Consider the following 12,774-nt stretch of genomic DNA (forward strand, 5'->3'; position numbering starts at 1 on the left):
CTTTACTAACAGCGGCCTTTTTCTTCTCAATTTAAACGCACGCAATTTTTACCGTCACCTTTAGCACGATACAAAGCACTATCAGCTCGACCAACCCAACTCTCAATACTCTCCCCTTTAGAATACTGAGCGACACCAAAACTGCTCGTCACTGACTCTGGAATACCAAAATCGTATTTCTCGATCGCACCTCTAAACTTCTGCGCTATAGCACCTGCATCCTGCAGATCCGTTTCCAGCATCAAGAATAAGAACTCCTCCCCACCCCAACGACCAAAACGATCCGTTTTGCGTGACATATCTGAAACTAACGTAGTTAGCTCAATTAAGACCTTATCGCCTTTAACATGACCATAGGTGTCATTAATCCCTTTAAAATCATCAATATCAAAAAATATCAGGGATAACTTCCAATCATGACGCTCAGCCAATGCCGTAAATTCCACAAGCTCAGTTCGCAACTTACCACGGCTCAAAATACCTGTCAGAGCATCTTTTTCAGCAATGGTCTGCAGCATTTTATTATAGGAAAGCATATGCAGATAACGGTACAAGCCAATACCTGCCAACACCGCTACACAAGCTAAAATACCCCACAACAAACGATAATCTACGGAATGCTTGTGCTCAACCTGAGCCCAACGCCGATAGATATTTTTATGCTCTTCTGAAGAGATAGAAGCGATCGACTTGTTAATCGCATTCATCAAATAAGGCGAACTATGTTCACCAACAGCAATACTTATATCCCAGTTATCCCGCAGCTGATCACTCAATACTACATCCTCTATCTGCTGAGAACGCAGAACATGGGTAATACTGGTATGTCCGCCGACAAACCCATCAATCTCCCCAGAGATTAACATACGTATACCTTCTCGATTTTCTCTGACCGGCACTAATGTCATCCCAGGGTAACGGTCGCGCAAAATATCGTGAAATGCAGATTTATCGACCACACCGATCGTCATATTAGGCAATGACTTTGTATCACTATCTGCTTTCATAGCCACTACAGCTGGGACACTTAAATAAGGATGAGAAAACGCTAAAAAGTTACTACGATTTACTGTCTGCATTGCTCCAGCGATCACTTCACATTGACCGCTTTTGGCCAACTGTATTGTTTCAGCCCACGTTTTAGTCTGTATTACTTCAAAAGGAATATTTAAGTTACCCAAAATTAATCTAAGGTAATCGGCCACCATCCCTACATGCCCACCATTCTGAAAAGACTCATAGGGATACCAATTTGGATTAACACAAACCCCCGCCTTGCCTCTTTTTTGGATGTACTCCAATTCAGCTTGGCTTAAACGAAAAATATTGCTCGGTGGACGATAGACAAAATCAGAGAAGTCATAACCAAGGAAAATACTGCCGGTAATGAGATATACCTGAGCCATTTCATTGAATTTATTCACCGACAATGTGCCGAAATTACCATCCTTATCAAAAGCAACCTTCTTCAGCTCTTGCCCTTCAAAGACTAATGCATCAATGCTTTTACCTTGAGAGTTATAGCGATTAAAGATCACCTGAGCCGTTTCAGGAATGTTATCAAAAGCATACATCCAGCCTTTGATAGATGCGCGATAAAATTTATCGACAATTGTGGGGTTTTTCTCAATGTATTCTCGAGAGGTGAAGAGAATATCAGAGTACATATCAAAACCGTAATCCTTGGGATGGATAATATTATACTCAACCCCCTGCTGATCCATCAGATAAGGCTCATTAGAAATGTACGAGGCCATTGCATCCGTTTTGCCGTCTATAAGATCCTGAACGTTGTAACTGTGCTGTTGGTGCTCAAAGTCCGAAAGCGTGATACCCGCTTGCAGCAACATCGCAATGATTTCACCTACCTTTTTGGCATCATTGGTGATCATTATCTTGCGACTTTTTAGATCAGAAGAGAGCAAAATACCTGAATCTTTCCGACTAAGAAGCATTAGCGGAGATTGCTGGTAAGCCGCGAACATAGCGACTACATCTGCACCAGCATTTTTATCAATTAATAGAGAAGTTCGCCCAACTCCAAACTGACTATTTCCTGAGGTAACCTCTCCTACTAAATCAATCCCAAAATCAAACTCTTTTAGTGAAACATCCAAACCCTCTTCGGCATAAAAGCCTTTTTCAATCGCCATGTAATAACCAGCGAATTGAAATTGATGCTTCCACAACAACTGCAAACTTATTTGTTCTTGGGCGTTTACGGAGGTAACGACAAAGTAAAATAAGATCACTCGAACAAAAATGCCCATTGAGTATTCCTTAAACAACAGTAATGCGCTTTTCTAGTGTAGAACAGAGAAAAAGAATTAAAACTTAGTAAGTTTAATTTATTGGTCATTTTATCATCAAAATAAGATCAAAATTTATCAGCTGTTTTGATCAGCCAACATACGCTTATTTCTTTATTGATCACTTACTAACCGCATGAAAATTATACAGTTTCTATAATAAACAATACAAAAAATGATCAATATATTAATTAATATGAGATATCGTTAATTAATAGTTGTAATAAAAGGTCCAGCAGCTATAACTATAGTAACAATGGATGTAAGCAGTACCTAGATTACTGTTTGGTCTGTGGGGGACCAGCCAGGGATCTGAACTTAATTGTTCATGGCATTATTAATTTTCTCTCCGAAAGGTGTGGGGACACATAATGTTATTAAGCGGTTTGAGCATTCGTACTAAGCTCGTTCTTACTTCCATCCTCCCGGTTATTGGCGTAGCCATCATCATCGCCACCTCTCTATATGAACTGAAACAGTCAGACGATGGGGTTGCGCGTATCTATGAAGACCGTGTGGTACCTCTTGAAGATCTTAAACTCATCGCAGATGATTATGCGGTTTTTGTTATCGATGCCGTTAATAAAGCTAATGCTGGTATTATGACCGGTGAAGAAGCTCTGAAAGGCGTTAAAGACGCACGCGCTGAGATTTCTGAAAAGTGGCAAAAATATATGGCCACAACACTTACAACTGAAGAAGCACAGCTAGCTAAAGAAGCAGAAACCTTATTTGTAGCTGCGAACCAATCATTAGATCGCCTTGAAAAAGCCATGGGTACGATGAGTAGCGGTTACATTGCAGGCCAATTACAGGATTTCGATGGCCCGCTGTATGACACCATCGATCCAATCAGTGAAAAAATTGCAGAACTAATTAGCCTTCAGCTTCGTGTAGCTTCTGAAGAGCGTGAAACCATCAGCGATGCTTACGATACAGCAATCATAGTCATGGTCGCTTTAGGCGTAGCTGTTGTAGTCCTACTGAGCATTCTAAGCAAATTGGTATACCACTCTATCCGTAATCCGCTAGATGCGCTAAGCCATTCGATGGATAAAGTAGCTAGCCAATCAGATCTAACCGCCGATGTACCTGTACAAGGTAATGATGAGCTCACAGAGATCAGCACTAACTTTAATAAAATGTTAGGCCACCAGCGTAAACTGATTGGTGATATTGGTAACGCAACTCATCAGCTAGCCTCTGCTGCAGAACAGATGTCTTCGATTAGTTCTCAAGCCAACCAAAGCATTAATAACCAGCGCCTTGAAATTGAACAGGTGGCGAGCGCTATGAATGAGATGGTATCCACCTCTCAAGACGTAGCAACCAATGCCGAGCATGCGGATAGCCAAGCTAAAATGATGCTTGAGCAAGCATCACAGGGCAATGAGATCGTATCTGCTGCAGTTTCCTCTACAAATTCCCTAGTAGGCAACGTTTCTCAGGTTTCTGAACGCATCACTGCTGTTGAAAATGATAGTGAAAGCATCGGCTCTATCATTGGTGTGATCAACGACATCGCTGAACAAACCAACTTGCTAGCACTTAACGCCGCGATTGAGGCAGCACGCGCTGGTGATCAAGGTCGAGGCTTCGCCGTAGTGGCCGATGAAGTTCGGACACTAGCCCAACGTACTCAGCAATCCACTACTGAAATTGAAAACGCCATTGAACGCCTACAATCCGGTACACGTACCGCTGTTTCGGCAATGGAACAGAGTCAACGCGAAGCTGAACAAGCCGGCAGTAAAGCTTCTGAAGCCGGTGATGCCCTACAAGGCATCTCTGAGGCTGTAGGTATGATTACCGATATGAATACTCATATCGCCTCTGCCAGTGAAGAGCAAACCAGCGTAGCCGAAGAGATCAACCGATCCCTTGTTGCAATCAATGATGCTTCGCAAGAATCAGCAGACGGTGCATCACAGATTTCAGCAGCCAGCGAACAACTATCTCGCCTATCTGTAGATCTAAATGGCAAAGTCAGTCAGTTCAAAATTTAATGGCTGACTGAACTAAATAAAGCGCCCTAAAATATGGGCGCTTTTTTATATTCAGGGAAAACTATGCAACTATTTAACGCCTATCATGCCCATATTTACTTCGATGAAAATAGATACGCTGATGCCGAAACACTTGTTCTCAAAGTAAGCGAAGCATTAGACGTTAAAGTGGGTAGGCTTCACAAAAAACCAGTAGGACCTCACCCAATAGGGAGTTGCCAACTGAGTTTTAGTGGAAACCAGTTTGCAGAAGTAGTCCAATGGCTGAATTACCATAGAGGCAATCTAGATGTCCTTATTCACCCAGTGACTGCGGATGACCTTAAAGACCACCGTGATTACGTCATGTGGTTAGGAAAATCTTACGAAATAGACCTGTCTATCTTCATTAAACGCCAAAAACAATCTAATCCAGCGTCGCAATAAAAGCGCGCGCACGCTGTCTTCCAAGCTCAATAAGTGGTTCAGCTTTATGGAATTCCAAGATACCGCAGGCATTTCGAGGTATCTCAATTACGCCATCAGGTGGATAAGCCGCTAATTTCTGTCGAGCAATAGTTCCCTGCATAGTATCGAAAGCTTGATGAGCAACATCGTACATACTCAATGAACGTCCTTCTTCATCTGACTTATATAGCTTTTCAACAAAGCTATGAACACGTTCTTTGAAACTAAGATCCGTCTCCTCTTCATGCCTCTCCTCAATAAAGAGACCATGCTCGACTGCACCGCCTAGATTTACGGCAAAGATCTGATCGGTTTGATCATTAAAACAAGGCGCGATAGGAACCGGATTTAGAATCCCACCATCCACAAGGAAAGAATCACGATACGGTACAGGAGAGAAAAACATCGGTAATGAAATAGACGCCCTTATCGCATCAAAAAGAGACCCAGAACTCATCCAAACCTCTTTTTCATCATCGATATCAGCAGCTATCGCGGTAAATCGAATGGGAAGATCTTCAATTTTCCAATTACCCACTAACTGAACCAAGGTATCCATGATCTTATCGCCCTTTACAAGGCCATCAGATCGCCAAGTCAGATCAAGTAAACTTAAGATATCAGTCTTATCAATCGCCCTAACCCAAGCCTCAAATTCCAATAATTTACCGGCAGCGTATACCCCACCAATCAAAGCACCAATAGAACAACCAGAGATTGATTCAATCTTATATCCTGATCGTTCCAACTCATTAATAATCCCTATATGGGCGAGCCCTCTAGCTCCGCCGCTACCCAGTACTAACGAAATAGACTGATCTTTCATAAATTAAGCATTCCTTACCTTTTCATATCCCCTGGCGACTACGCTAAGTCACAACAATTTAAGATCGCTAATGAACCGTACAGACCATGCAAGGGTCGAAAGAGCGGACTATATGCTGAACCGACACCGGTTCTTTTTCTCCTTCCTGAACAGGTGCCCCAACTAAGGCCTGCTCTAAAGCCCCCGGAACAGATTGCCCATCTCTCGGTGAGAAATTCCATGTTGTAGGCGCAATGATTTGATAATTACTTATCTTGCCTTTTTCAACATTGATCCAGTGACCCAAGCTTCCCCTTGCCGCCTCGATCATGCCGACACCTGCCCCCTCTTTGGGCATTTGCCCATGGTGGCAGAAATCAGCCTGCGGATTAAGTTGCGTTGCCCATCTCTGCATTTGAGGGATCACTAGTGCAAGCTCCAGCAATCTGGCAATAATACGGTTTTCAACATTCCCACCAGAACGGTTTACAAGGTCGATGATAAGAGGATGACCATTAATAAGCTGCCGGGAAAGTGCGCCAACTTCCATGACTTGGCGATTAAATCTTGGTGCTTTACACCAAGTGTAAGCGTCTTCATTAGCAAGCGACGGGTTAGTTTTACCCTCTTGAGGCGCTAATGGTTCGGGCTCAGATTCCATCCAAGAGTATGCAAGGTCTTCAGTGATAGAGCCTGTCGCTAATACGCCAGTCTCTCCATGAAAATTTACCCCCGGTTTAAACATCAGCTCGCCCTGTAGCGGGTAATTTCCATAACTTAAAAACTGGTTAGTACTTCGGCCTAAATTTTTCAGTTCTAAATCAGCACTTAAATGTAAGAACGTGCGGAAATCGCTCTGACTCCAATGCTCTTTTGAAGACCATTGCTCCATCGCTGATAGAGAATCTAACTCACCGATCTCTTCTAAATCAGCACCAAAGAGCTGCTCTTCAAGAAAGCCTCTAAACGCAGACAAAATAGTTAAGAGCCTAATCCTTTCTTGAGATTCGATTGGCTTTGTTGTCCCACCTGGCTGAAGGCTTAAGGTATGTGGCCACTTACCCGCCATCAAGCCCATCAGATGTAGAAACTCAGCACGAGCTGGCAGCATCGCGCGTGTTGCTGTGCCTGTTTTAGCTTTATAGCGCTTACTCACAGCCTCAAACCAACCCTTACCAGCATAAACTTCACGACTAAAATCAGGCATAAAGAACAGGTAAAAGTGCGTCAGCAGGTCCGTCATATTTTCGTTAGCTAACACGAGGTTGGTCGCTAGCTCGCCATTCTCGGGCATCTCGAGCTGCATCATATCTGCTAGTGCTCTGGCACAAGCGACTGATTGACTGACAGAGCAGATGCCGCAGATACGTGGGGTATACACCAGCGCATCCATGGGGTCTTGCCCATACATAATCCGTTCAAACCCTCTAAACATAGGAGAGTTCACCCGCGCCCCACTGACCTGACCATCAGCAATATCTAAGCTAACTTCCAGATCACCTTCCACACGATTGAAAGGCCCCACAACAATTCGGCTCATATCTAACTTTTTCTCTTATGGACTGTGGGTGGGTATATAAGTGTTTCCGAGGTCGCATTCTTACGCAGACGCTCAGGCGTCGCGGCTTTCGAAAGAGAGGCCAAAGCGACAAACCAAGCCTTTGGCATATCTGTAGGCAACCCGACTGGAATACCGGCAACTTTCGGAGTCTGCATAAAACTATGCATAGGCTCTTCAAACTCGGGCGCTGTGCAATTAATGCAAGCATAACCACCTTTGGTGCATGAGCCCTCACCATTCCAAGGGCGGGTATTACAATCAGCATGCGCTTGAGTACCAAGGCACCCCATATTTTCCATCATGCAGCCTAGGTCACCGGGGGTTTCAGCACTGGCTTTGTACTCATAGAATTCATTACGACTGCAACCATGATGTACCAAATGATCTGCATACATTCGAGGGCGGCCAAATTGATCTAAAGCCTCTTCAGAGTGCTCTCCTAACGCCAAGCTAATCAAGGTTTCTGTTACCCAGTTAGGATGCACAGGGCAGCCTGATATATTGACCGTATTGAAACCAGAGGCAGAGCGATATTCAGCCCCTAAGATACCGCCGGGCACTTCTCCTTCAAACTGTAAACCAGCCGCATCTGTAAGATTCTCGCCAGCTGCAGATATGCCGCCATAGGCCGCACATGAACCAATCGCGATGGTATATTTAGCTTTCTGCGCTAACTTCTGGACCCATGTCATCATCGGCGTATTGGTACCACCCAAGATGTGGTATCGACCTGTGCCTTCAGGGCCTCTGGGGACAGCTCCTTCGATACATAACGCATCTAGCTTGAGTTCATCTGCGAGGATCTTGTCTAAAAGTTCCGTCACTTCTGAGCCCGTCTCTTCACTGAGTGAAGGGTGCCATAACAGATTTATATTGGCAGCTTTCAAGGTTGAGATTAGATCAGGGGATTCAGCGTTCAACAGAGACATCGAACAGCCACCACAGCCTGCTGACTGAAGCCAGAGAAGATTAAACACTTCCAACCTCCTCTCTCGGTAACACTAAGATAGCCATCGCTCCACCCTCATCACGGTTTAATATACGAAGTTCTCCACCGTGCTCAGAAACAATGCCATAACTGATCGACAAACCTAAGCCAGTGCCCTGACCGACAGGCTTAGTGGTAAAGAATGGATCAAATAGGCGAGATAGATCCACCTCACAAACACCCGGTCCAGTATCACTGACCTTAAATTCGACTCTGTCGTTAAATGATTCTGCTTCTAGGGTTAAACGTTGCTGCTCACAACCTTGCATGGCATCAACAGCGTTTTGCACGAGGTTCACAACCACTTGGTGGATTTGGCCAGAATGCCCAACCGCTTTTAGGTCTGAAGGGATAAGATCAACAACCTCTACCGGCTGTTTACTCTCTTTAATAATCCAGTGCAGCGCCGTTCTGATCACATGAGTTAGATCGAACACAGTTTTCTCTGATTCTTGGGTTGAAGAGAACTGTTTAAGATCATTCACGATCTCTTTAACTCGGTCCGCTCCCTCCATAGTGCCAGCCACCAGCGAGTTAAGATCGCGGATTAACTTATCTAAACGTAGCTCTTCACGCATCTCTTTGAGTTTGTCACGAGACTGCCCCTCGTTGATCGCATCGAAGTACTGACTTAATCGATCGGTATAGCGCTGCAAAGCATGCATGTTGCCATAAACAAAACTGATCGGGTTATTCAGCTCATGGGCTACACCGGCTACCAAGCGACCTAGAGAGGCCATTTTTTCTGATTGCACCAAACGCTCTTGCGCCAACTTGAGCTCGGCATGGGCGCTATTGAGCTCGATATAAGCTTTTTGTAGTTCGCCTAATGGCCGCCCGATTAACACCATACCGACAAGACGGCCACGATGATTTTTACGTGGCGAGCAGTTCATTGAAAGCGGTACAGAACCATCGATCCCCTGCAGTTCGATCTCACAATCACGCACGGACTGAACACGTACCTGATTAATCAGGCCGTTAACTTTTTGTAAAAAACGGGGATCAACTAGATCAGTAAAGTGATTGCCAACCAGCTCTTCACCTAACTTGCCTGTTAACATCTCTAAAGCGCGGTTAACTTGTTGTATCTGTCCTAAATGGTCACACACAATCAACACATCACTCATAGAACTCTGAACACTATCCAGAAACTGCTTATTTTCTTGCAGTTCAGCATTCTTCTCTTCTACTTCGACTTGAGAATGCACAAGATCAGCATACGCCTCATCCATTTTTCGGATGACACTAACCCAAGCGTCATCAATACCCGGATCCAGCTGTGGCATATTATTCTTATCTGACATAGCGGTTCTTGAACTCACAACTCACTTACCTTGAAACAAACTATACCATTAGGATTCCTGTTCCTGCTGGCACTTAAGGCAATATAGGGATTCAGGTCGCGCACTTAATCTCGCAAATGAAATCAATTCCCCGCAACCTTCACAAAATCCATATTCTTCATTATCTATTTTGTGTAAAGCGTCTTCGATCAACTGGATACGCTCCTGGCACTGACATAGGTTTGCCTTCGCCATACTTTGCTGTTGCAAAGCATCACCTCTGGATACACGGCCAAAAGCTTGCTGATCGAGATTCACAGGTTCCGCAGCATGCTTTAACGCAGATGCTTCCTCTCCCAGCTCATCTCGTAACTGATGGAGCTGTTTAAGTAATGTATCTACTTGAGTTTCATCAATAAAATCAGCCATATATGCCTCATACGAATCCAGCTTCAATCAACCTAATGTACAGTTTAAAGTTTTAGCAATAATACGGGTAATACTTATATTTTAAGATCAGTACAGCGTGGCATAAATAATTCATATTAAAAAGACTGAATTACCACGGAAAGGGATAGGTTTGAAAATAGAGAGGAAAGGAGAAATTTTGTAAACACTACCGAAATACAGCAGTAGACTCTGCCATATTTCGATAGAAAAGGCTCAATGTTAGATTATTGAGCTAGAAGCACTTCAACCGCTTCTTTTAGAGCCGCTTCATCACAGTCAGTGCAAGTACCACCTTTTGGCATAGCACCTTTACCCTGAATAACGGTCTGAACCATTGCATCGATACCGGCTGCACTGCGCTTATCCCACTCTGCCTTATCACCTGGTTTTGGCGCGTTACCAACACCTGCCACATGACAACCTTTGCAATGCTTATCGTAAACAGCTTGACCATCAGCCTGAGCGCCGAAAGAAACAGCTACCAACAAGCCACAAGCGATACCCTGAACTAACTTACCCATAAATCCACCTCACTGAATTTTTAATTTTCATTCAACAGTAAATTCGTTAAAAAATCCTTGATCCAGCGCATAAAGACTAAAAGGTCTGTTCAATTTTTTATTACTATCATCCTGTAGGTGAATTTTGGCGCTAAAACATTTTATGGTAGCGCAGAGCCAGTACAGGGATAAAGTGAGCTATTTCCGACTAACGCTTAGCACTACATATTAATGTCAAAGAAGTAGTCCCTTTTTAGGCAGAGAGCTAACGCTCAAGCACCCTAAACAACTTCACGTTTAATGGGTATAGACATACACCCTGCATCCAAAAAACAATATATTAAAACTAAATTTCGCCCGATTTCATCGAATATTCCGAAGTAAAGCACCTATAAAAACTGTTCAAAACAGATTTATTCTAAGCAAATATACTCCAAACTAAATCAGAACATTGGAGTGTAGTCATGAAAGCCATTTTGAAATACCCATTAGAACTCTCTGACAAAACCCAAACTCTGACCCTAAAAGAAGGCTTTAAACCCGTTCGATTTGAGTATGTAATTTCGGATCAATCACTTTGCTTATGGGTCGAAGAACCACTGCTCAGCTCCATTCCGTCACAACGTTTTAATTTCAAAGTAAAAAGAACAGGCGAGCCGGTAAATGATCAGTTCTCTTATCTTTTAACCGCTCTGGATTCTTTTGGTCCAGAGGCTTATCACCTATTCATGGTAGAAGAAGAAAAAGCAATTGAATCCAGACAGACACCGACTGTGCTAAACACAGTCCAACATTCAATTGCCTCTTAAGCACTTCCCCTTTTGATGAGGGTTATACTTACTTATCATCTCTGAGTTCACTACCAAGGGTGAAACCGATTTATGAGTAAGTATAACCTTCGTCATCTTTATTTCTTTTGGCTGGTCGCCAAGGAAGGTTCGATTGCCAAAGCCAGTGAGATTGCAGATTTAACGCCGCAAACGATCAGCAGCCAGATTTCTTCTCTCGAAGAGTCCATTGGCGGTCTTCTGTTCACGCGAAAAGGCCGGAACTTGCTGATTACTCCTTTAGGAAAGCAAGTCGCTCGATACGCCGATCAAATGTTTAACATTGCAGAGGAATTAGATCGTTTTCTGGAGGAGAAACCACAAAATCGCCCGATTAACTTAAATGTTGGCATCTCATCATCAATCCATAAACTCATCGCCTATCACCTGATCGAACCTGTTTTTGAGATTGATCAAGAAGTGACGCTGAATAGTACAACCGGAATCCCCTCTCAACTGCTAACACTGTTAAGCCAGAAGAAAATCGATCTATTGCTGACTGACGAACTCCCTGAATACAATTCAGATTCCAATCTGTTCATCTATAAACTCGATTCATCGACCGTATCATTGTTTGCAGAGCCCCAAAAAGCAGCCGAGCTACGCGAGAATTTCCCCATCAGCATGGATAAAGAAACCTTCTTATCCAATGCAATTAATGCCCCTTGGTTTGCCCAACTGATACAGTGGTTTGAGGAACATCAAATAAGGCCTTATGTAAAAGCTCAAATTGATGATAGTGCGTTAATTAAAGTCTTCGGATCTAAAGGACATGGGGTCTTTGCTGCACCAACGGTCATAGCTGAAGAAGTCTGCCGCCAATATGGCGTTGAGTGTATTGCTGAAATTACTGAGGTAACTGATGACCTCTACGGAATTACGCGCAGAAGCAGCTCAAGTAACCCAACGATCAACGCCATATGTAAACGAGATACGTCTCTACAAATCTAAAATTCCCGATAACTCACAATAGTGATCACAAATTAGCTAACTCACTTCTGCTAAGTTTTATCTAAGTTTCATTTATTACTCTATGTTCAGAGCTTGGCCCCAAGCATAAAAATTCTAATTGAACATAGAGAGGAAAATGTCATGTCATCGACAAATTATTCCGCTGCAGAGGGTGCTTCTAAACCGCATGTCGAGGCCAATATACAGCTAGATGAAGGCAAAGGTCACTGGAGTTGGGCAAACATAACTGCAATGGTTCTTGGGTTTATTGTCTTTCCCATCTTAGGGCTAGCAATTTTGCTATGGACAGTTTTAGGTAACCCTATTCAGGAATTGCCAAGTTGGACACGAAAGAAATGGCAGCAACTTTTACGCTTTCGCTCGACGATTGAAAACAAAGACACTAACAACGGTGTATTCAATGAATTCCAACAAACCCAATATGAAAGCATTAGAAGAATGAAAGAAAAGATAAATAGACGCGAAGATGCTTTCCGAACGTTTAAAGCAGATGCAAAGCGTCATGAAGATCAACAAGAATTTGATGCTTTTATGTCCAGTCTGCGTAAAGCAGATAAAGATGCATAGCTAGATCTAAATAACACCACCGCCTAATGCGCGGTGGTTTTGAGGTAATTAAGCTT

The 12,774-nt window shown here is 43.4% G+C and carries 12 protein-coding genes; 5 read left to right on the forward strand and 7 right to left on the reverse strand.

Annotated features, from left to right (window positions below):
* Positions 1–26: 26 nt before the first annotated feature.
* A complete protein-coding gene (locus tag ACMXYR_RS10985) occupies positions 27–2,270 on the reverse strand; it encodes an ABC transporter substrate-binding protein (protein WP_415901599.1) in 2,244 nt (747 codons plus the stop codon).
* A 410-nt stretch (positions 2,271–2,680) separates the two neighbouring features.
* Here ACMXYR_RS10985 and ACMXYR_RS10990 point away from each other — a divergent pair, with 410 nt between their 5' ends.
* Together ACMXYR_RS10990 and ACMXYR_RS10995 are read left to right on the forward strand one after the other, a co-directional pair.
* Positions 2,681–4,315: a methyl-accepting chemotaxis protein gene (locus ACMXYR_RS10990; protein WP_415901600.1), complete on the forward strand. Its 1,635-nt coding sequence runs from the start codon at positions 2,681–2,683 to the stop codon at positions 4,313–4,315.
* A gap of 63 nt (positions 4,316–4,378) precedes the next feature.
* Positions 4,379–4,741: a DOPA 4,5-dioxygenase family protein gene (locus tag ACMXYR_RS10995; RefSeq protein WP_415901601.1), complete on the forward strand. Its 363-nt coding sequence runs from the start codon at positions 4,379–4,381 to the stop codon at positions 4,739–4,741.
* Here ACMXYR_RS10995 and ACMXYR_RS11000 read toward each other — a convergent pair.
* From ACMXYR_RS11000 to ACMXYR_RS11025, 6 genes are all read right to left on the reverse strand, one after another.
* Positions 4,722–5,588, reverse strand: a complete 867-nt coding sequence (locus ACMXYR_RS11000; RefSeq protein ID WP_415901602.1) for a patatin-like phospholipase family protein — start codon at positions 5,586–5,588, stop codon at positions 4,722–4,724. The genes ACMXYR_RS10995 and ACMXYR_RS11000 overlap by 20 nt on opposite strands.
* Before the next feature lie 67 nt (positions 5,589–5,655).
* Positions 5,656–7,107 carry a nickel-dependent hydrogenase large subunit gene (locus ACMXYR_RS11005; RefSeq protein ID WP_415901603.1) on the reverse strand — a complete coding sequence of 484 codons (1,452 nt, stop codon included), beginning with the start codon at positions 7,105–7,107 and terminating at the stop codon, positions 5,656–5,658.
* A 2-nt stretch (positions 7,108–7,109) separates the two neighbouring features.
* A complete protein-coding gene (locus ACMXYR_RS11010) occupies positions 7,110–8,105 on the reverse strand; it encodes a HupU protein (protein ID WP_415901604.1) in 996 nt (331 codons plus the stop codon).
* Entirely contained in the window at positions 8,098–9,423 is a 1,326-nt protein-coding gene (locus ACMXYR_RS11015) for an ATP-binding protein (RefSeq protein ID WP_415901605.1), read from the reverse strand. Before ACMXYR_RS11015 ends, ACMXYR_RS11010 begins: the two co-directional genes overlap by 8 nt.
* Before the next feature lie 48 nt (positions 9,424–9,471).
* The gene (locus tag ACMXYR_RS11020; protein ID WP_415901606.1) at positions 9,472–9,831 is read right to left on the reverse strand and encodes a TraR/DksA family transcriptional regulator; all 360 of its coding nucleotides are present in this window, start codon (positions 9,829–9,831) and stop codon (positions 9,472–9,474) included.
* Between the two features lie 245 nt (positions 9,832–10,076).
* Positions 10,077–10,373, reverse strand: coding sequence for a c-type cytochrome (locus ACMXYR_RS11025; RefSeq protein WP_415885265.1), 297 nt, complete (start codon positions 10,371–10,373; stop codon positions 10,077–10,079).
* Positions 10,374–10,816: 443 nt separating this feature from the next.
* Here ACMXYR_RS11025 and ACMXYR_RS11030 point away from each other — a divergent pair, with 443 nt between their 5' ends.
* The 3 genes from ACMXYR_RS11030 to ACMXYR_RS11040 all read left to right on the forward strand — a co-directional run bounded on the left by ACMXYR_RS11030 (position 10,817) and on the right by ACMXYR_RS11040 (position 12,718).
* The gene (locus ACMXYR_RS11030; RefSeq protein ID WP_415901607.1) at positions 10,817–11,161 is read left to right on the forward strand and encodes a hypothetical protein; all 345 of its coding nucleotides are present in this window, start codon (positions 10,817–10,819) and stop codon (positions 11,159–11,161) included.
* A 72-nt stretch (positions 11,162–11,233) separates the two neighbouring features.
* The gene (locus tag ACMXYR_RS11035) at positions 11,234–12,130 is read left to right on the forward strand and encodes a LysR family transcriptional regulator (protein WP_415901608.1); all 897 of its coding nucleotides are present in this window, start codon (positions 11,234–11,236) and stop codon (positions 12,128–12,130) included.
* A 141-nt stretch (positions 12,131–12,271) separates the two neighbouring features.
* Complete coding sequence (locus ACMXYR_RS11040; RefSeq protein ID WP_415901609.1) at positions 12,272–12,718, forward strand: DUF2852 domain-containing protein; 447 nt, start codon at positions 12,272–12,274, stop codon at positions 12,716–12,718.
* Positions 12,719–12,774: the final 56 nt, after the last annotated feature.

Origin of the sequence: Neptuniibacter sp. QD29_5 (assembly GCF_047778125.1) — a bacterium.
Taxonomy (GTDB): Bacteria; Pseudomonadota; Gammaproteobacteria; order Pseudomonadales; family Balneatricaceae; genus Neptuniibacter.

What these genes read in the sequence shown, in the direction of transcription:
- ACMXYR_RS11035 (WP_415901608.1), top strand. Translation starts at nt 11,234, where the DNA reads ATGAGTAAGTATAACCTTCGTCATCTTTATTTCTTTTGGCTGGTCGCC.
- ACMXYR_RS10995 (WP_415901601.1), top strand. Translation starts at nt 4,379, where the DNA reads ATGCAACTATTTAACGCCTATCATGCCCATATTTACTTCGATGAAAAT.
- ACMXYR_RS11005 (WP_415901603.1), bottom strand. Translation starts at nt 7,107, where the DNA reads ATGAGCCGAATTGTTGTGGGGCCTTTCAATCGTGTGGAAGGTGATCTG.
- ACMXYR_RS11020 (WP_415901606.1), bottom strand. Translation starts at nt 9,831, where the DNA reads ATGGCTGATTTTATTGATGAAACTCAAGTAGATACATTACTTAAACAG.
- ACMXYR_RS11025 (WP_415885265.1), bottom strand. Translation starts at nt 10,373, where the DNA reads ATGGGTAAGTTAGTTCAGGGTATCGCTTGTGGCTTGTTGGTAGCTGTT.
- ACMXYR_RS11000 (WP_415901602.1), bottom strand. Translation starts at nt 5,588, where the DNA reads ATGAAAGATCAGTCTATTTCGTTAGTACTGGGTAGCGGCGGAGCTAGA.
- ACMXYR_RS11030 (WP_415901607.1), top strand. Translation starts at nt 10,817, where the DNA reads ATGAAAGCCATTTTGAAATACCCATTAGAACTCTCTGACAAAACCCAA.
- ACMXYR_RS11015 (WP_415901605.1), bottom strand. Translation starts at nt 9,423, where the DNA reads ATGTCAGATAAGAATAATATGCCACAGCTGGATCCGGGTATTGATGAC.
- ACMXYR_RS10985 (WP_415901599.1), bottom strand. Translation starts at nt 2,270, where the DNA reads ATGGGCATTTTTGTTCGAGTGATCTTATTTTACTTTGTCGTTACCTCC.
- ACMXYR_RS10990 (WP_415901600.1), top strand. Translation starts at nt 2,681, where the DNA reads ATGTTATTAAGCGGTTTGAGCATTCGTACTAAGCTCGTTCTTACTTCC.
- ACMXYR_RS11040 (WP_415901609.1), top strand. Translation starts at nt 12,272, where the DNA reads ATGTCATCGACAAATTATTCCGCTGCAGAGGGTGCTTCTAAACCGCAT.